18 protein-coding genes and 1 pseudogene are annotated in these 17,385 nt (G+C 73.5%); 12 read left to right on the top strand and 7 right to left on the bottom strand.

The features are described from left to right. The first annotated feature begins 161 nt into the window (after positions 1–161). The 3 genes from OG904_RS23395 (at position 162) to OG904_RS23385 (ending at position 2,167) form a co-directional block, all read left to right on the top strand. Complete coding sequence (locus tag OG904_RS23395) at positions 162–815, top strand: response regulator (RefSeq protein WP_405494014.1); 654 nt, start codon at positions 162–164, stop codon at positions 813–815. Positions 816–956: 141 nt separating this feature from the next. Continuing rightward, a complete protein-coding gene (locus OG904_RS23390) occupies positions 957–1,742 on the top strand; it encodes a class I SAM-dependent methyltransferase (protein WP_405494012.1) in 786 nt (261 codons plus the stop codon). A 53-nt stretch (positions 1,743–1,795) separates the two neighbouring features. Continuing rightward, positions 1,796–2,167 (top strand): YrdB family protein, encoded by a 372-nt coding sequence (locus tag OG904_RS23385; protein ID WP_405494010.1) that lies wholly within the window; start codon positions 1,796–1,798, stop codon positions 2,165–2,167. Here the strand turns inward: OG904_RS23385 and OG904_RS23380 are convergent. Genes OG904_RS23380 through OG904_RS23370 form a run of 3 tightly spaced genes read right to left on the bottom strand, consistent with a single transcriptional unit; the run spans position 2,149 to position 5,251 of the window. After that, positions 2,149–3,132: an acyl-CoA dehydrogenase family protein gene (locus OG904_RS23380; RefSeq protein WP_405494008.1), complete on the bottom strand. Its 984-nt coding sequence runs from the start codon at positions 3,130–3,132 to the stop codon at positions 2,149–2,151. The two genes, OG904_RS23385 and OG904_RS23380, sit on opposite strands and share 19 nt — an antisense overlap. Next, the gene (locus tag OG904_RS23375; RefSeq protein ID WP_405494006.1) at positions 3,132–4,277 is read right to left on the bottom strand and encodes an acyl-CoA dehydrogenase family protein; all 1,146 of its coding nucleotides are present in this window, start codon (positions 4,275–4,277) and stop codon (positions 3,132–3,134) included. Before OG904_RS23375 ends, OG904_RS23380 begins: the two co-directional genes overlap by 1 nt. After that, positions 4,277–5,251, bottom strand: coding sequence for an enoyl-CoA hydratase (locus tag OG904_RS23370; protein WP_405494004.1), 975 nt, complete (start codon positions 5,249–5,251; stop codon positions 4,277–4,279). The genes OG904_RS23375 and OG904_RS23370 overlap by 1 nt, the downstream gene beginning before the upstream one ends. 59 nt (positions 5,252–5,310) lie before the next feature. On the opposite strand from OG904_RS23370, the gene OG904_RS23365 reads away from it, so the two are divergent. The 4 genes from OG904_RS23365 to OG904_RS23350 are packed head-to-tail and all read left to right on the top strand — an operon-like array spanning position 5,311 to position 9,103. After that, a complete protein-coding gene (locus OG904_RS23365; RefSeq protein WP_405494002.1) occupies positions 5,311–6,459 on the top strand; it encodes an acyl-CoA dehydrogenase family protein in 1,149 nt (382 codons plus the stop codon). After that, complete coding sequence (locus OG904_RS23360) at positions 6,456–7,253, top strand: SDR family oxidoreductase (RefSeq protein ID WP_405494000.1); 798 nt, start codon at positions 6,456–6,458, stop codon at positions 7,251–7,253. The genes OG904_RS23365 and OG904_RS23360 overlap by 4 nt, the downstream gene beginning before the upstream one ends. A gap of 40 nt (positions 7,254–7,293) precedes the next feature. Continuing rightward, positions 7,294–7,920 (top strand): TetR/AcrR family transcriptional regulator, encoded by a 627-nt coding sequence (locus OG904_RS23355; RefSeq protein WP_405493998.1) that lies wholly within the window; start codon positions 7,294–7,296, stop codon positions 7,918–7,920. A gap of 25 nt (positions 7,921–7,945) precedes the next feature. Further along, complete coding sequence (locus OG904_RS23350) at positions 7,946–9,103, top strand: acetyl-CoA C-acetyltransferase (protein WP_405493996.1); 1,158 nt, start codon at positions 7,946–7,948, stop codon at positions 9,101–9,103. A 55-nt stretch (positions 9,104–9,158) separates the two neighbouring features. Here the strand turns inward: OG904_RS23350 and OG904_RS23345 are convergent, their stop codons facing one another. From OG904_RS23345 to OG904_RS23335, 3 genes are read right to left on the bottom strand one after another with little or no spacing between them, the layout of a single operon-like run. Further along, positions 9,159–10,055 carry an alpha/beta hydrolase gene (locus tag OG904_RS23345; RefSeq protein WP_405493994.1) on the bottom strand — a complete coding sequence of 299 codons (897 nt, stop codon included), beginning with the start codon at positions 10,053–10,055 and terminating at the stop codon, positions 9,159–9,161. Next, the gene (locus tag OG904_RS23340; protein WP_405493992.1) at positions 10,052–10,801 is read right to left on the bottom strand and encodes an SDR family NAD(P)-dependent oxidoreductase; all 750 of its coding nucleotides are present in this window, start codon (positions 10,799–10,801) and stop codon (positions 10,052–10,054) included. Before OG904_RS23340 ends, OG904_RS23345 begins: the two co-directional genes overlap by 4 nt. 3 nt (positions 10,802–10,804) lie before the next feature. Next, a complete protein-coding gene (locus tag OG904_RS23335; protein WP_405493990.1) occupies positions 10,805–11,935 on the bottom strand; it encodes an LLM class flavin-dependent oxidoreductase in 1,131 nt (376 codons plus the stop codon). 116 nt (positions 11,936–12,051) lie between these two features. Here OG904_RS23335 and OG904_RS23330 point away from each other — a divergent pair, with 116 nt between their 5' ends. Next, a complete protein-coding gene (locus OG904_RS23330; RefSeq protein WP_405498212.1) occupies positions 12,052–12,750 on the top strand; it encodes a PadR family transcriptional regulator in 699 nt (232 codons plus the stop codon). A gap of 47 nt (positions 12,751–12,797) precedes the next feature. Here the strand turns inward: OG904_RS23330 and OG904_RS23325 are convergent. Beyond that, positions 12,798–13,187 (bottom strand): annotated as a pseudogene (locus tag OG904_RS23325) (flavin reductase family protein); the annotation flags it as partial. Between the two features lie 106 nt (positions 13,188–13,293). Here OG904_RS23325 and OG904_RS23320 point away from each other — a divergent pair. From OG904_RS23320 to OG904_RS23305, 4 genes are read left to right on the top strand one after another with little or no spacing between them, the layout of a single operon-like run. Further along, positions 13,294–14,928, top strand: coding sequence for a FadD3 family acyl-CoA ligase (locus tag OG904_RS23320; protein WP_405493988.1), 1,635 nt, complete (start codon positions 13,294–13,296; stop codon positions 14,926–14,928). Then, positions 14,925–16,067 carry an acyl-CoA dehydrogenase family protein gene (locus OG904_RS23315; RefSeq protein WP_405493986.1) on the top strand — a complete coding sequence of 381 codons (1,143 nt, stop codon included), beginning with the start codon at positions 14,925–14,927 and terminating at the stop codon, positions 16,065–16,067. Before OG904_RS23320 ends, OG904_RS23315 begins: the two co-directional genes overlap by 4 nt. A gap of 37 nt (positions 16,068–16,104) precedes the next feature. Continuing rightward, positions 16,105–16,836 (top strand): VWA domain-containing protein, encoded by a 732-nt coding sequence (locus tag OG904_RS23310; RefSeq protein ID WP_405493984.1) that lies wholly within the window; start codon positions 16,105–16,107, stop codon positions 16,834–16,836. A gap of 36 nt (positions 16,837–16,872) precedes the next feature. Continuing rightward, positions 16,873–17,385, top strand: a complete 513-nt coding sequence (locus OG904_RS23305) for a pyridoxamine 5'-phosphate oxidase family protein (protein ID WP_405493982.1) — start codon at positions 16,873–16,875, stop codon at positions 17,383–17,385.

Raw genomic sequence — 17,385 nt, 5'->3', positions numbered from 1 at the left:
CCACCGTCCGGGAGGGGGCGGGGTCGCCGAAGTCCCCGAAAGAGGACAAGGGGGGAGCAAAAGGGGACTGGGGAAGGAGGGTTACGCGGACTTAAGTCCCGATATGCCGGTAATGTCCGCAATAAGGTGGGGATTCAGGGGAGTCAGGGGAGGTGGGTCACATGGCGATCCGCGTGATGGTGGTCGACGACCAGAGCCTCATACGGTCGGGGATCGTGACCCTGCTCAGGAGCGCGCCCGACATCGAGGTGGTCGCGGAGGCGGCGGACGGAGCCGAGGCGGTGCCGCTCGCCCGTGTGCACCGGCCGGACGTGGTGCTGATGGACCTGGTCATGCCGAAGGTCGACGGCATGGAGGCGACCGTGCGGATGCTGCGGCTGCCCGACCCGCCGCGGGTGCTCGTCCTCACCGGCTACACGGCGGACGACCTGGTCCTGGACGCGCTGCGGGCCGGGGCGGCCGGGTTCCTGCTCAAGGACCTGCGCCCCGAGGAGCTCTTCGCCGGGATCCGCACGGTGGCCGCGGGCGGCAGCGCGCTGGCCCCCGGCGTGATGCGGGCCCTGCTGGAACGGGCGGACGCGCGCACCGGCGTCCCCGACCACACGGAGCAGCTCTCCACCCTCTCCCCCGGCGAACGGGACGTCCTCGCGCTGGTCGGCGAGGGCCGGACGAACCAGCAGATAGCGCAGGCGCTGCACCTGTCCCCGGCGAGCGTGAAGACGTACGTGTCGCGGATCCTGACGCAGCTGGACCTCTCGAACCGGACCCAGGCCGCGATCCTCGCCTACGAGGCGGGGCTGGTCCGCGCCGCGTAGCCGTCCCGCGGGGCCCGGTCGCGCGGTGCGGCCGTGACCCTGCGCAGTCCGGTCCGCGCCGCCCGGCCGCCACCCCGGCGCGGTCTGCCGCTGCCCCGGCGCGGTCTGGTCTGCGGGCGCGTGATCGAAAACAATGGCGCCATGACGACGACTCCCCGCTCCCGGTCCTTCGACGCCGCCGCCGCCCTGTACGCGGCATACCGGCCCGGCTATCCCGAGGCGCTTCACGACGCGGTGGAGGAGCTCGCCGGGCGCGCGTTCGCGGGGGCGCGGGTGGCCGACGTCGGGGCGGGGACCGGGATCGGCACGGCGCCGATGCACGCCCGCGGGGCCGAGGTCGTGGCCGTCGAGCCCGGGGACGGGATGGCCGCCGAGTTCCGGGTGCGCATTCCCGGGATCCCGATCGTGCGCGGGGACGGGGACCGGCTGCCGCTGGCCGGAGCCCGCTTCGACTTCCTGACCTACGCCCAGGCCTGGCACTGGACCGACCCGGCGATGGCCGTTCCCGAGGCCCGCCGGGTGCTGAAGCCGGGCGGCGCGCTGGCGATCTGGTGGAACGACCTGGACGAGTCGGCGCGCTGGGTCACGGAGCAGGGCGGGCGGATCCGCGACTTCTTCGAGACCGGCGGCCCGCGCGGCGGCCTCGGCGGGGCCGGTGCGGTCGGCGGGGCCGGCCCGGACAGCGGATTCCGCACGCTCCCGCGCGGCCTCGAATCCGGTTTCACCACCCGGACCGTCTCCTGGTCCCGGCGGATCCCGCTGGAATCGCACCTGGCGAACCTCGCCAGCCACTCCGCGTTCCTGCTCCTGGGCGAGGCCGGCACCCGGGAGTTCCTCGACGCCGAGCGGGCCCGGCTGGATCCGGTCTTTCCGGACGGAGTGGTGGAAGAGCCCTACGTGGTGACCCTCAGCGTGGCCGTCATCTGAGACGGCGCCGTGCGGAGTGGCCCCCTCCGGCCCGGCGGCAGGATTCTGGTGGCATGCCGTCCTCTCCGCTGTCTCCCCCCGTCCGGGCCTTCTTCCTGGTCAACGAGGGCCTCGCCTTCCTCCTGGAGGTCCTGGCCCTCGGCCTGCTGGCCTGGTGGGGATTCACCCGTGACATCGGCCGGGTGGGGTCCATCGCCCTGGCGGTGGCCGCGCCGCTCGCCGCCGCCGTGCTCTGGGGGCTCTTCGCCGCGCCGAAGGCCCGGTTCACCGTCCCCCTCGCCGCCCAGCTCGGGGTCAAGGCCGTGGTGTACGGCGCCGCCGCCCTCGCGCTCCTCGCGCTCGGGCAGCGGTCCTGGGCCCTGTGGTTCACGGCGGTGGTCCTCGTGAACACCGTCCTGGCGACCTACTACCGCACCCGCTCCTGAAGCACCGCCGCCCGGCACTGCGAGGGGGTTCCCCAGGCGTCGCGCAGCGGGCGGGCCTTGCGCAGCCACAGGGAGAGGTCGAGCTCCTCGGTGTAGCCGACGGCCCCGTGCAGCTGGAGGGCGGTCATGGCCGCCGCGTACGCCGCCTCGCCGGCGGTCAGCTTCGCGGCCGCGATCTCCCCGGGGGCCAGGGAGAGCGCGGCCGCCCACAGCAGCGGCCTGGCGAACTCCAGGCCGAGCAGGGTGTCGGCGAGCCGGTGCTTGACCGCCTGGAAACCGCCGATCGGCGTGCCGAACTGGGTGCGCTGCTTCGCGTACTCCACCGTCCGGGCCAGGAGTGCCTCGCCGGCTCCGAGGCACTGGGCGGCGGTCAGCAGCCGTGCCCAGTCCCCGGCGTCCCGCGCCGCCGCGGTGACCGCCGGGCCGGCCGCCAGCAGTTCGCCGCCGGGGTCCGGGACGGCGAGGCGCCGGGCGGGGTCGGTGGAGGCCCGCGGCGCTCCGGCGCCGCCGGCCAGGCGCAGCTCCCCGGCCGCGGACACGGTGAAGAGGTGGGTCGCCGCGTCGGCGTCCAGGGCGTACGGGCTGCCGCCGGGGAGGGTGAGGGTGGCCGAGGTCTCCCCCGCGACCAGCCCCGGGAGGAACCGCTTGGCCAGTGCCCCGTCGCCGAGCCGGGTGAGGAGCACGGCGGTCGCGGCCGTCTCCACCGCCGGGCCCGGCATCCCGGCGCGGCCCAGCTCCACGAATCCGGTGGCCAGTTCCAGCGGCATGAGGCCCAGGCCCTCGTGGGCCTCGTCGGCCGCGAGGGCGAACAGGCCCGTCCCGGCGAGCCGCGCCCACAGGGCCCGGCCGGGGGTGTGGTCGCCCGCGCCCCAGGACCGTACCGCCGCCGGGACGTCCGAGGCGGCGAGCAGGGCGTGCAGGGTGCGGGCGAAGTCCGACTGCTCTTCGGTCGGCAGGAAGCGCATCAGCGGCGGCCCTTCGGGAGGCCGAGCAGCCGCTCGGCGATGATGTCGCGCTGGATCTCGTTGGTCCCGGCGTAGATCGGGCCGGCCAGCGAGAAGATCCACGGCTCGGCCCATTCCCCGTCGGCGAGTTCCGCGTCCGGGCCCAGCAGGTCCAGGGCGCTCTCGTGCAGGGCGATGTCGTACTGGGACCAGAACACCTTGTTCAGGCTGGACTCGGCGCCGATCGTCTCGCCGGCGGCGAAGCGGGAGGCGTTGGCCCAGGTGAACAGCTGGTAGGCGCGGGCTCCGACCACCGCGTCGGCCACCCGGTCGCGCAGCGCGGTGTCGGCGGGGTCTCCGGCGGCCTGCCACAGCTCCACGAGCCGGTCGGCCGCGGCCAGGAAGCGGCCCGGGGCGCGCAGGGTCAGGCCGCGCTCGTTCCCGGTGGTCGACATGGCGATCCGCCAGCCCTGTCCGGGCTCCCCGATGACGTCGGCGTCCGGTACGAAGACCTCGTCGAGGAAGAGTTCGGCGAAGGCGGGCTTGCCGTCGAGGCGGCCGATGGGCCGCACGGTGACACCGGGGGCGTGCAGGTCGAACATCAGGTAGGTGAGCCCCTGGTGGGGTTTGGGGGCGTCCGGGTCGGTGCGGAAGATGCCGAAGGCGCGGTCGGCGAAGGCGGCCCGCGAGGACCAGGTCTTCTGTCCGGACAGCAGCCAGCCGCCTTCGGTGCGCACGGCCCTGGACTTGAGGGAGGCGAGGTCGGAGCCGGATTCGGGCTCCGACCAGGCCTGGGCCCAGATGACCTCGCCGCTCGCCATGGAGGGCAGGACACGGGCCCGCTGCTCGTCCGTGGCGTGGTCGAAGAGGGTGGGGGCGAGGAGGTTGATGCCGTTCTGGGAGACCCGGCCGGGCGCGCCCGCGGCCCAGTACTCCTCCTCGAAGACCAGCCAGTGCTCGATGTCGACGCCGCGGCCGCCGTACTCCTGGGGCCAGGACACCACCGACCAGCGCGCGGAGTGCAGCAGCGCCTCCCATTCCCGGTGGGCGGCGAAGCCCTCGCGGGTCTCCAGGGAGGGCAGGGGGGAGGCGGGCAGGTGGGCGGCCAGCCAGTCGCGCGCCTCGGCCCGGAAGGCCTCTACGGGTGCCGAATGGTTCAGGTCCATCAGCTGTTCGCCTCCGTCGTCACGGCGTGCTTCATGGCGGCGCCCTTCGTCGCGGCGCCCTTCGTCGCGGCACCCTTCGTCGCGGCACCCTTCATCGCGGACAGGTCCATGCCGCCGAGCGAGTCCGCCACCGTCTCGGCGTTGTGGGAGTGCGCGAGGTGGTGCAGGCCGAAGACGGAGTCCATGCCGGTGTGCAGGCCCTGGAGGTCCTCGGCCTGGTTGACGGCCCGCTTGGTGAGGGCGAGTCCGAAGCCGGGCATCTCGGCGATCCGCAGGGCGAGCCGGTCGGTGGCCTCCGCCAGCGCTTCCCGCTCGAAGACCCGGTTGACCATGCCGACCTCGTAGGCCCGCCGGGCGGACATCCGGTCGCCGGTGTAGAGGAATTCCTTGGCGATGCGCGGGGGCATCGCCCACGGGTGGGCGAAGTACTCGACGCCCGGGATGCCCATGCGGACGACGGGGTCCGCGAAGAAGGCGTCCTCGCTGGCCACGATCAGGTCGCAGACCCAGGCGAGCATCAGCCCGCCGGCCACGCAGGCGCCGTGGACGGAGGCGATGACGGGCTTGGGCAGTTCGCGCCAGCGCCGGCACATGCCGAGGTAGACCTCGGATTCGCGGGCGAAGCGGGATTCGGCGCCGGAGCGCTGCGAGTGGTCCCACCAGAGACCGGCCCGGCGTTCGAAGGGCAGGTGCGCGTCGCGGTCGGGGGTGCCGATGTCGTGGCCCGCCGAGAAGTGCTCCCCGGCCCCGGCCAGCACGACGACCTTGACCTCGGGATCGCCGGCGGCCCGGTAGAAGGCGTCGTCGAGGGCGTAGGTCATCGCGCTGTTCTGCGCGTTGCGGTAGCGGGGGCGGTTCATGGTCACGTAAGCGACCGGGCCGCGGCGCTCGTAGAGCACCGGCGCCCCGGAGTCGGGCGCCTGGGAGTCGGGGGCGCCGGAGTCGGGGGCGTCGGGCGTCGGGCTTCCATCCATCACGGGGCTTCCATCCATCAACCTTCCCTAACAAGTGTTTGGTAGGTTAACGTACGGCCATGACCAGCGTCGAGGAGTTCCGCGCCGAGGTTCGGAGGTGGCTACGGGCCCATCTCACCGGGGAGTTCGCCGCCCTCAGGGGCCGCGGCGGACCGGGCCGGGAGCACGAGGCCTTCGCCGAACGCCTCGCGTGGGAACGGCACATGGCCGCCCACGGCTGGACCTGCGTCGGCTGGCCCGTCGAGTACGGCGGCCGCGGCGCGAGCACCGCGCAGCAGATCGCCTTCCACGAGGAGTACGCGCTCGCCGACGCGCCCGCACGCGTGAACCACATTGGCGAACAGCTCCTCGGCCCCACCCTCATCGCCCACGGCACCGAGGAGCAGCGGCGCCGCTTCCTGCCGCCGATCCGGGCCGTCGAGGAGCTGTGGTGCCAGGGGTACAGCGAGCCCGACGCCGGCTCGGACCTCGCGGGCGTCCGCACCCGGGCCGCCCTCGCCGAGAGCTCCTGGGTGGTCGACGGCCAGAAGATCTGGACCTCCCTGGCCCACGAGTCGCAGTGGTGCTTCGTGCTCGCCCGCACCGAGCCGGGCTCCCGCCGCCACGCGGGGCTGTCCTACCTGCTGGTCCCGATGGACCAGCCCGGGGTCGAGGTCCGGCCGATCGTGCAGCTCACCGGCACCTCCGAGTTCAACGAGGTCTTCTTCGACGGGGCCCGCACGGACGCCGCCCACATCGTCGGCGCGCCCGGCGAGGGCTGGGCCGTCGCGATGGCCACCCTCGGCTTCGAACGCGGCGTCTCCACCCTCGGCCAGCAGGTCGGCTTCCGCCGCGAGCTCGAAACCCTGGCCGAACTGGCGCGGCGCAACGGCGCGCTGGCCGACCCGCTGATCCGCGACCGGCTGGTCCGGGCCTGGATCGGTCTGGAGACCATGCGCGCCTCCGCGCTGCGGCCCGCGACCGCCCCCTCCGTGGCGAAGCTGTACTGGTCCCGCTGGCACCGGGACCTCGGGGAACTCGCCATGGACGTGTGCGGGGCCGCCGGGCTCGTCGCGGCCGGCGCGCACGGGGACCCGTACGACCTCGACGACTGGCAGCGGCTCTTCCTCTTCTCCCGCTCCGACACCATCTACGCGGGCTCGGACGAGATCCAGCGCAACATCGTCGCCGAGCGGATCCTCGGCCTTCCCAAGGAGGTACGGGCGTGAACACACCCCTCAACGCACCCGAGTACGTGGCCGGGCACGGGCTGCTCGCGGGCCGGACCGCCGTCATCACCGCCGCCGCCGGGGCCGGGATCGGCGGGGCGACCGCCCGCCGGTTCCTGGAGGAGGGCGCCCGCGTCCTCATCGGCGACGCGCACGCCCGCCGCCTCAAGGAGAGCGAGGAGGCGCTGGCCGCGGAGTTCGGCGCCGACCGGGTCGCCTCCCTGCCCTGCGACGTCACCGACGAGGAGCAGGTCCGGGCCCTCTTCTCGCTCGCCGAACGGCTCCACGGCGGCCTCGACGTCGTCGTCAACAACGCCGGGCTCGGCGGTACGGCGAACCTCGTCGACATGACCGACGAGCAGTGGTCCCGGGTCCTCGACGTCACGCTGAACGGCACCTTCCGCTGCACCCGCGCCGCGATGCGGTCCTTCCGGGCGGCCGGCACCGGGCGCGGGGTCATCGTCAACAACGCCTCCGTCATCGGCTGGCGCGCCCAGACCGGGCAGGCCCACTACGCCGCCGCCAAAGCCGGGGTGATGGCACTGACCCGGTGCGCGGCGCTGGAGGCGGCGGAGTTCGGCGTACGGATCAACGCGGTCGCGCCGAGCCTGGCCATGCACCCGCACCTGGTGAAGGTCACCAGCGAGGAGCTGCTCGCCGAGCTCACCGCCCGCGAGGCCTTCGGCCGCTACGCCGAGCCGTGGGAGGTCGCCAACGTCATCGTCTTCCTGGCCAGCGGCTACTCGTCGTACATGACGGGCGAGACCGTATCGGTCAGCAGTCAGCACGCGTAGGCCGGCGTATGACCGGCCGGGGTATGACCAGAATGGGCGCGTGCCAACGAACAAGCCGACATCCCAGAAGAAGCCCCAGGTGACGGCGTCGCCCGAGCGCCGCCGTGAACTCCTCGACACCGCCGCCGAGGTCTTCGCCGCGCAGGGCTACAACGCCACCACCGTCCGCAAGATCGCCGACGCCGCCGGCATGCTCGCCGGCAGCCTCTACTACCACTTCGATTCCAAGGAATCGATGCTCGACGAGATCCTCTCCGCCTTCCTGAACGAGCTGTGGGAGGGCTACGACACCGTCCTCGCGGCCGGCCTCGGCCCCCGGCAGACCATCGAGGCGCTCGTCACCGAATCGTTCCGGGAGATCGACCGGCACCGTGCCGCCGTCGCGATCTACCAGAAGGAATCCCGCCACCTGTCGACCCAGCCCCGCTTCCACTACCTCTCCGACTCGCAGGTCAAGTTCGAGAAGGCGTGGCTGGGGACGCTGGAGCGCGGGGTCGCGGCCGGGGTCTTCCGCGCCGACCTGGAAATCCGCCTCACCTACCGCTTCGTGCGCGACACGGTGTGGGTGGCGGCGTCCTGGTACCGGCCGGGCGGCCAGCACAGCCCCGAGGAGATCGCCCGCCAGTACCTGTCGATGGTGCTGGACGGAATCGCCACACGTACGTAACCCCGCATATCCCTGAGGAGTTCTGATGCCCGAGGCCTACATAGTCGAAGCGGTACGCACCCCGGTGGGCCGGCGCAAGGGAGGCCTGTCCGAGGTCCACCCGGCCGACCTGGGGGCGCACGTCCTGAAGGCGCTCGTCGAACGGTCCGGGATCGACCCGGCGGCCGTGGAGGACGTGGTGTTCGGCTGCCTCGACACGGTGGGGCCGCAGGCGGGCGACATCGCGCGGACGGCCTGGCTGGCGGCGGGACTCCCCGAGGAGGTGCCGGGCGTCACCATCGACCGCCAGTGCGGATCCTCGCAGCAGGCGGTGCACTTCGCGGCGCAGGGCGTCATGTCCGGCACCCAGGACCTGGTGGTCGCGGGCGGCACCCAGAACATGTCGATGATCCCGATCGCCTTCGCCTCGCGGCAGGCGGCCGAGCCGCTGGGCTTCACGGAGGGCCCGTACCTGGGGTCGGCGGGGTGGCGGGCCCGGTACGGGGACTCCCCGGTCAACCAGTTCTACGGGGCCCAGCTGATCGCGGAGAAGTGGGGCATCTCGCGGCGGGACATGGAGGAGTTCGCCCTGCGCTCCCACCAGCGGGCGCTGCGCGCCATCGACGAGGGCCGCTTCGAGCGGGAGATCGTCCCGTACGGCTCCGTCTCGGTGGACGAGGGCCCGCGGCGCGACACCACCCTCGAGAAGATGGCGGGGCTGAAGCCGGTCATGGAGGGGGGCACGATCACGGCGGCGGTCTCCTCCCAGGTCTCGGACGGCGCGGCGGCGATGCTGCTGGCCTCCGAGCGGGCGGTACGGGAACACGGCCTGCGCCCGCGAGCCCGCATCCATCACCTGTCGGTCCGCGGCGAGGACCCGATCCGCATGCTGTCCGCGCCGATCCCGGCCACGGCCTACGCCCTGAAGAAGACCGGCATGTCCCTCTCGGACATCGACCTGGTCGAGATCAACGAGGCGTTCGCCCCGGTGGCGCTGGCCTGGCTGAAGGAGACGGGCGCGGACCCGGAGCGGGTGAACGTCAACGGCGGCGCGATCGCCCTGGGTCACCCGCTGGGCGCGACGGGCGTCAAGCTGATGACGACGCTCCTGCACGAACTGGAGCGGACGGGCGGCCGCTTCGGCCTCCAGACCATGTGCGAGGGCGGCGGCCAGGCCAACGTCACCATCATCGAGCGCCTGTAGCCTCCGGCGGCGCCTCGAACGCCGGCGGGGCTGGATCTTCCAGCCCCGCCCACGTTCACTTCCCCCCGACCCCGGTCCCCGCCACCCACGCCGCCGCCGCACCGATCGCCGCCGCCGAAGCGGGCAGCGGCAGGCCCAGGAAGCCGTGGAAGACCCCGGGGACCAGGTGGATCCCGCAGTCGACGCCCGCTCCGCCCAGCCGGCGCCCGTAGGCCAGGCCCTCGTCGCGCAGGACGTCGCAGTCCGCCAGGACGAGCAGGGTGCGGGGCAGCGCGCGGACCTGGGGTGCGCGCAGCGGGGAGACGTGCGGGTGGGCCGGGTCGCCGCCGTACTGGTCCCAGTACCAGGCCATGTGGGCCGCCGTGTGGAAGTACCCTTCCCCGAACTCCGCCACCGACGGCGAGCCCATCGACGCGTCCAGCGCGGGGTAGCACAGCAGCTGGCCGGCCAGTAATTCCGGCGCCCGCAGCGCGGTCACGGCCGCGAGGTTGCCCCCGCTGGAGTCCCCCGCGACGACCAGCCGCGCGGGGTCGCAGCCCAGGGCGGCCGCCGCCGCCCGGGCCCACAGCACGACCGTCAGCGCGTCGTCGGCCGCCGCCGGCCAGGGGTGTTCGGGGGCGAGGCGGTAGTCCGCGGAGACCACCACCGCGCCCGAGGCCACGGCCAGCTCCCGGCACAGCGCGTCGTGGGTGTCCAGGTCGCACATCACCCAGCCCCCGCCGTGGAACCAGGCGACGAGCGGACGGCCCGTGGCGCCCGGCGACGGGTCGTGGATCCGGACCGGAACGCCGTCCGCGACCGCGTCCCGCACCGAGGCCACCGCTGGTCCGGGCGCCCTGCGGGCCGCGGCCGCCGCCCGCAGGGCCGCCGTGTCCCCCGGCCCGGGGAAGGCGGCCGACATCGCGTCGCACAGCCCGCGGGCCGCCGGGGACAGGCCGTCGGGACCGCTCATCGCGCCGTCATCCCGCCGTCGACCGTGAACTCCGCGCCCGTGATGTACGAGGACCCGTCCGAGCAGAGGAAGAGCACCAGCTCGCCGACCTCCTCGGGCCGCCCGATCCGCCCCAGCGGCACGTGCGACCAGTCCCGCCCCGCGACCGCTTCGCTGACCATCGGGGTGTCGATCGCCCCCGGGTGCACGGAGTTGATCCTGATCCGGTCCCCGGCGAGGTCGAGCGCCGCCGACTTCGTCAGCCCGCGCAGCCCGAACTTGCTCGATCCGTAGGCCGCGTGGCCCGGGATCCCGACCAGTCCGGCGGTGGAGGAGACGTTGACGATCGAGCCGCCTCCCCCGGCGCGCAGCACCGGGGCCACCGCCTGGATGCCGAGGAAGGGCCCGAGCAGGTTGACCCGCAGCAGGGCCTCGAACTCCTCGGGGCGCTGGCGCTCGACGTGGGCCGTGCGCCACAGTGCCGCGTTGTTGACCAGGGCCGAGACCGTGCCGAAGGCGCGTACGGCCTCCCGTACGACCTCCGCCCAGCTGTCGGCTTCGGCCACGTCGTGCCGTACGTAGAGCCCCTGGTCGCCGAGGGAGGCGGCGACCGAGCGGCCCTCCTCCTCCCGGATGTCGGTGACCACGACCCGGGCGCCGGCCTCCGCGCACAGGCGGGCCTCGGCCGCGCCCTGGCCGCGGCCGGCGCCGGTGATGACGACGACCTTGCCGTCGAGGCGGACGGATCCGCCGGAACCCACGCCCACGGGTCAGCCCTCCAGCGCGCGGAAGTGCGGGATGACGCTCTCGCCCCACTGCCGGATGGTCTCCATGCACGCCTCCTGCGGGACGGTGCCCATCTGGATCAGGCACATGACCTCGTCGACGCCGATCTCGCGCAGCCGCTCGACGTAGGCGATGGCGGTCCGGGCATCGCCGTATGCATGCTCGGCGTTGTAGGTGCCGGTGTCCACGGGGCGGGCGGGGATGTTCGCCTCGTGGAGCCTGGCGACGAGCTCCCCGCGGCTCTTCTCCAGCGCCGCCACGTGCTCCTCGGCGGTCTCCTCCTCGGACCAGCCCGTCGGTTCGGGCGCGTTGCCGTACCAGTGCGCGATGGACTCGGCGAAGAAGCGCTGGCCGCGGGTGCCCAGGCGCAGCGCGCGCTCGGCGTCGTCGAGGACGATGGTCGGGCAGAGGGCGGAGAGGTGGTCGTTGACCTCGGTGGAGACGAAGCGGTCGCCGCTGCGGGTGGCGATGGCCTCGTCGTAGACCTTGCGCATCTCGCGCACGTCGTCGGCGCCGGCGAAGCCCATCACCAGCGCTCCGATGCCCAGTTCGGCGGCGAGCTTGAGGGTGTCGTGCTTGGAGCAGGCCATGAAGAGCGGCGGGTGCGGATCCTGGACCGGGCGGGGCAGGATCGCGCCGGGGCCGATGTCGATGGAGCCGTGCCACTCGAACTTCTCCTCGCGCCAGGCGGAGGAGAAGATCCGCAGCGCCTCTTCCATCTGCGGGTAGGTGTCCTCGGGCCTGACCCCGTACATGGACATCTCCTGGCGGGTGGCACCGCGCCCGGCGCCGATGTCCACGCGGCCGCCGGAGAGCACGTCGAGCATGGCGGCGCGCTCGGCGACGCGGACGGGGTGCTGGTAGCCGAAGGGCATGGTGACGACGCCGTGGCCGATGCGGATCTTCTCGGTACGGGCGGCGACCCAGGTCAGGAAGATCTCGGAGGCGCTCATGTGGGCGTACTGGGTGAGGGCGTGGTGCTCGACCGCCCAGATCCGGTCGAAGCCCATCTCCTCGGCGAACACGGCCTGTTCGACGCAGTCGCGGATGACCTGGCGTTCACGTTCGGGGGTCGGGTCGACGAGCTGCGCCTCGAAGATCATCGAGAACTTCACGGGGAACCTCCCAGCCGTGCGCTGCGCACGGCACGCTGGTGATGTATTTCTAATAGGAATACTTCTAGCAGTCATATCTTGTCGGGGGAAGAGTCACCACGAAGACCGGTCGTAGACTGCGCTGCGTGACGAACGAGGCGGCAGACGAGACGAACGGGCGCACCCTCCCCGCGACCAGCTGGGCGGTGCTCGGGCTGCTCTCCTTCGGGGAGGAGCTCTCCGGTTACGACCTGAAGAAGTGGTCGGACTGGTCACTGCGCTTCTTCTACTGGAGCCCGTCCTTCAGCCAGATCTACAGCGAGCTCAAGCGGCTCGAGAAGGCCGGCTACGCCTCCTCGCGACTGGTCTCCCAGGAGACCGGCACCCGCGACAAGCGGGTCTACCGGATCACCGGCGAGGGCATGACGGCCGTACGGCGATGGGCGCGCGAGGCGCCCGTCGACCCCCCGGTGCTCAAGCACGGGCCGATGCTGCGGCTGTGGCTCGGGCACCTGCTGGAGTCGGACCAGATGCGCGAAGTCCTCGTACAGCACCAGGAGTTCGCGGAGAAGATGCGGCGGCGTGCGGTGGCCGACGCGGAGGGGGCCAGGGACGAGGCCTCGTGGGCGTACCCGGCGCTCACCCTCAAGTGGGCGGAGCGGTACTACGCCTCCGAGCGCGACCTCGCGGCCGCCATGCTCGACGACATCGCGGAGCTGGAGAGCGGGCGCGGCGCGGCCGGGGCCGGGGGGACGGGCGCGGCCGGGACGCCGGACGCGGCTCCCGGGAAGTCCGGCAAGCCCGGGAAGTCCCCGAAGCCCGGCAAGCGCCCATAGGTGCGCCGGAAGTAGAGCAGCGGCGCGCCCTCGCGGTGCGCCGTCAGGGCGGTGACCCGGCCCAGCGCGATGGCGTGGTCGCCGCCGTCCAGGACGGCCTCCAGATCGCATTCGACGGTGGCCAGGGCCCCGTCCAGCAGGGGCGCACCGTTGCCGCCGGGCCGCCAGGCGGCGCCGGCGAACTTGTCCCCTCCGGTGACGGCGAACCGCCGGCACAGCTCCTGCTGGTCGGCCGCGAGGATGTTCACGGCGAAGGCTCCGGCGGCCTGGATCCGGGGCCAGGTGGTGGACGTGCGCGCCGGGCAGAAGCAGACCAGCGGCGGATCCAGGGACACGGACGAGAAGGACTGCACGGCCATCCCGGCGGGACGGCCGTCGGCTCCGCGCGCCGTGATGACGGCGACTCCGGTGCAGAAGCTGGACAGGACCGACTTCATGTCGGGCATGGGGACCTCCCCTGATTATTCCTACTAGGTATATGCCTAACCGAAACACCTGTGATTGGATACCGCCCACGCTCGCTCGTCAAGTAGGGAGGGTCCGATGCCACCACCACCCCCGCCGCAGCCACCCGCCACGCTCGCCCGGCTCCCCGAGTACGCCGCCGCCGCGTACGGGGAGCGCGAGGCGCTCGCCGACGGAGAGGTCCGCTGGACCTTCGCCCGCCTCGCCGCCGAGATCGCCGCCGCCGCCCGCGCCGCCATCGCCCACGGCGTCCGCCCCGGCGACCGGGTCGCCATCTGGGCCCCCAACAGCCGCCGCTGGATCACCGCCGCCCTCGGTGCGGTCGGCGTCGGAGCCGTCCTCGTCCCGGTCAACACCCGCTACAAGCCCGCCGAAGCCGCCGACATCATCCGGCGCAGCGGCGCCCGCGTCCTGCTCACCGAGCGCGGCTTCCTCGGCACCGATTACGCCCGCGACCTGCACGCCTCCGGCGAGGACCTGGGGGCGCTCGCCTCCACCGTGATCCTGCGCGACGGCTCGGGCGGCCCGGCCACCGCCGTCGGCGCCGACGCCGCCGTCGCTGTCGCCACCGCCACCGGCTGGGAGGCGTACCTGCGCGCGGGCGAGGCCGTTCCCGAGGAGGAACGGGCCGCGCGCGCGGCCGCCGTACGCCCCGGGGACCTCAGCGACATCCTCTACACCTCCGGCACCACCGGCCGCTCCAAGGGGGTCATGACCACCCACGGCCAGACCCTCCGCCTCTACGCCTCCTGGTCCGGCCTGGTCACCCTGCGCCCCGGCGACCGGTACCTGCTGGTCAACCCCTTCTTCCACACCTTCGGCTACAAGGCCGGGGTACTGGCCTGCCTGCTGCGCGGGGTCACCATGCTCCCCGAGGCGGTCTACGACACCGACCGCATCCTGCACCGCATGGCCGCCGAGCGCGTCACCTGCCTGATGGGCCCGCCGACCGTCTTCCACGGCCTGATCCGCCACCCGGCCCGCGCCTCCCACGACCTCTCCGCCCTGCGCCTGGCCGGCACCGGAGCCGCCTCCGTGCCCACCTCCCTCGTCGAGGAGATCCGCGGCGAACTGGGCGCGCCCGACGTGTTCACCGCGTACGGGCTCACCGAGTCCGGTGGGGTCGTGTCCGTCTGTCCCACCGACGCCGACGCCTGGACCCTCGCCCACACCGTCGGCCCGCCGCTGCCGGACACCGAGGTGCGGATCACCGACCCGCTCGGCACGGTGCTGCCCGCCGGGGAGCCGGGCGAGGTGCAGGTCCGCGGCTACCACGTCACCCCCGGCTACCTGGACGACCCGGCGTCCACCGCCGAGGCCGTGCTGCCCGGCGGCTGGCTGCGCACCGGGGACATCGGCGTCCTCGACGGGCGCGGCTACCTCGCCATCACCGACCGGCTCAAGGACATGTACGTGGTCGGCGGGTTCAACGCCTATCCGGCGGAGGTGGAGAACGTGCTGCTGACCCACCCCGCCATCACCGACGCGGCGGTCGTCGGCGCCCCCGACGAGCGGCTCGGCGAGGTCGGGGTGGCCTACGTCGTCACCACCGGGCCGGTCACCTCCGCGGAGCTGACCTCCTGGACCCGGGAACGGCTGGCCAATTTCAAGGTGCCCAGGCGGTTCACCCGCCTGGAGGAGCTCCCGCGCAACGCGGGCGGCAAGCTGCTGAAGACGGAGCTGCGCCGCGCGGCCCGAGGGGAGTCGGCGTGAACCCGCTGGAGCCGACCCCGGAGCACGGGGAACTGCGGGACGCGGTAAGGGCGGTCCTCGCCCGGCACCCCGGCCACGCGGCCTGGGCTCCGCTGACGGCCCGGGTCGGCGCGGCCGCGCTGGCGTTCCCCGAGGAGTACGGCGGCCTGGGGTGCGGGAGCGCCGAGGTCGCGGTGGTCATGGCGGAGCTGGGGCGCGCGCTGAGCCCCGTACCGTACCTGGGCTCGGCGGTGCTGACCGCAGGGGCGCTGCTCGCGGCCGGGGACCGGGAGGCGTGCGCGGAGCACCTGCCCGGGCTGGCGGACGGCACCGTCGTGGGAGCCCTGGCCTGGGCGGAGGCCGGGGGCTGGGAGGCCTCCGACGTGACGGCGCGGGCCGAGCCGGAGGGCCGGGACTGGGCCCTGTCCGGCACCAAACGGTACGTACTGGCGGGACCGGCCGAGCCGTCCCTGCTGCTGGCCTTCGCCAGGACCGGTCCGGCCGCCGCGCCGGGCGGCGACCCCGCCACCGCACCCCGCGTCGGGCCCGGCCAGGGCCTCGGGCTGTTCGAACTCACCGCCCCGCCGGCGGCCTTCACCGTACGGTCCACCATGGACCGCACCCGCCCCCTCGCGGAGCTGACCCTGGACCGGACCCCGGCCCGGCTGCTCTCGCCCGACGGCGCCGCGGTCCTCGCCCGGGTCCGGGACCTGGCCTGTACGGCGCTCGCCGCCGAGCAGGCGGGGGCGGCGGCGCGGGCGCTGGAGCTGACGGTCCGGTACGCGAAGGAGCGGGTGCAGTTCGGCCGGCCGATCGGCTCCTTCCAGGCGGTCAAGCACCGGCTGGCCGACATGTACACCGCGGTGGAGAGCGCCCACTCGCTCGCCCTCGCCGCCGCCGCCGCCGACGCGGCCCCGGACCTGGCCGCCGCGGCCAAATCGGGCTGCTCGGAGGCCTTCGCGTACGTGGCGGGCGAGATGATCCAGCTGCACGGCGGGATCGGCATCACCTGGGAGCACGAGGCCCACGAGTTCTTCAAGCGGGCGCACGGCTCGGCCCGGCTCTTCGGCTCCCCGGCCGCGCACCGTGAACGGCTGGCGCACCGCCTCGGGTTCCACGCCCGGCCCGGTGACTCCGAACGGGTGACGGCGAACGGGTGACGCCAACGGGGCCGCGGGCTGCCGTACCCTCGGCCCCATGACGGGCAGCGCGATAGACCTCCGGAAGATCGAAGAGACCGCCCCCGCCCTGGTGAGCCTCTACAAGAGCGCCGGGGTCTCGCTGCGCAAGCACGGCCTCGAAGGCTGGCGCGCCGCGGTCTACCTGGTCCTCGACTACTCCGGATCGATGCGCCCGTACTACCAGGACGGCAGCGTGCAGGCCCTCGCCGACCAGGTGCTGGGGCTGTCGGCGCACCTGGTGGACGACGACGCCCGCGTGCCCGTCGTGTTCTTCTCCACGGAGGTCGACGCGCTGGAGGAGATCTCCCTCACCGGCCACGTGGGGCGGGTCACCACGATCGCCGCCGGGCTCGGGCACATGGGCAAGACCTCCTACCACGCGGCGATGGACGCGGTGATCGACCACTACCTGGACTCGGGATCGGCCGCCCCGGCGCTCGTCGTCTTCCAGACGGACGGCGGTCCCGTCAACAAGCTCGCCGCCGAGAAGTACCTGTGCAAGGCCGCCCGGCTGCCGCTCTTCTGGCAGTTCGTCGGCTTCGGGAACACCCGCAGCTCGCAGTTCGACTTCCTGCGGCGGCTGGACGAACTGCCCGTCCCGCAGAAGCGGGTGGTGGACAACGCGGGCTACTTCCACGCCGGCCCCGATCCGCGCGCCGTCACCGATTCGGAGCTGTACGACCGTCTGCTCTCGGAGTTCCCGGCCTGGCTGGCCGCGGCCCGCACGGCGGGCATCGTGCGCGCCTGAGCGGCGGCTGTCGGTGCCTCGCGCTTTGATGGAGGTATGACGACGAACAACTGGGCCGTATTCGAACAGGCGGAACCGGATTTCGCGGCGGCGGTCAAGGCCCGCTTCGCACAGTTCCCGCACCACGTCCTCGCGACCCTGCGCAAGGACGGCTCCCCCCGCGCGACCGGACTCAACGTGGACATCCGCGGCGGTGAGCTGTGGCTGGGCATGATGCCCGGCTCCATGAAGGGCGCGGACCTGCGGCGCGACCCGCGCTTCGCCCTCCACACCAACCCCGGCGCGGGCGAGACCATGCCGGACGGGGACGTACGGATCTCCGGGCGGGCGGTGGAGATCGTGGAGCAGCCCGAGCTGCACCGGTACGCGGAGGAGACGGAGTCCCCGCACCCCTTCGACCTGTTCCGCGCCGAGCTGACGGAGGTCGTCCACGTCGGAGTGGAGGACGACGACCTCGTGGTGCGGTCGTGGACCCCGGCGCACGGGCTGCGCACCCTGCGCCGGGGCAACGACGACGAGCCGGCCCGCGAGGACCCGGCGGCCGGCTGA

It is taken from the genome of Streptomyces sp. NBC_00096 (assembly GCF_045041305.1).
Lineage (GTDB): Bacteria > Actinomycetota > Actinomycetes > Streptomycetales > Streptomycetaceae > Streptomyces.
Note: the sequence above shows the minus strand (reverse complement) of the source record. Positions and strands in the feature narration are given on the sequence as shown.

Coding starts and splice junctions, on each gene's coding strand:
- OG904_RS23395 (WP_405494014.1), top strand. CDS start 162: ATGGCGATCCGCGTGATGGTGGTCGACGACCAGAGCCTCATACGGTCG.
- OG904_RS23390 (WP_405494012.1), top strand. CDS start 957: ATGACGACGACTCCCCGCTCCCGGTCCTTCGACGCCGCCGCCGCCCTG.
- OG904_RS23385 (WP_405494010.1), top strand. CDS start 1,796: ATGCCGTCCTCTCCGCTGTCTCCCCCCGTCCGGGCCTTCTTCCTGGTC.
- OG904_RS23380 (WP_405494008.1), bottom strand. CDS start 3,132: ATGCGCTTCCTGCCGACCGAAGAGCAGTCGGACTTCGCCCGCACCCTG.
- OG904_RS23375 (WP_405494006.1), bottom strand. CDS start 4,277: ATGGACCTGAACCATTCGGCACCCGTAGAGGCCTTCCGGGCCGAGGCG.
- OG904_RS23370 (WP_405494004.1), bottom strand. CDS start 5,251: ATGGATGGAAGCCCGACGCCCGACGCCCCCGACTCCGGCGCCCCCGAC.
- OG904_RS23365 (WP_405494002.1), top strand. CDS start 5,311: ATGACCAGCGTCGAGGAGTTCCGCGCCGAGGTTCGGAGGTGGCTACGG.
- OG904_RS23350 (WP_405493996.1), top strand. CDS start 7,946: ATGCCCGAGGCCTACATAGTCGAAGCGGTACGCACCCCGGTGGGCCGG.
- OG904_RS23345 (WP_405493994.1), bottom strand. CDS start 10,055: ATGAGCGGTCCCGACGGCCTGTCCCCGGCGGCCCGCGGGCTGTGCGAC.
- OG904_RS23320 (WP_405493988.1), top strand. CDS start 13,294: ATGCCACCACCACCCCCGCCGCAGCCACCCGCCACGCTCGCCCGGCTC.
- OG904_RS23310 (WP_405493984.1), top strand. CDS start 16,105: ATGACGGGCAGCGCGATAGACCTCCGGAAGATCGAAGAGACCGCCCCC.
- OG904_RS23305 (WP_405493982.1), top strand. CDS start 16,873: ATGACGACGAACAACTGGGCCGTATTCGAACAGGCGGAACCGGATTTC.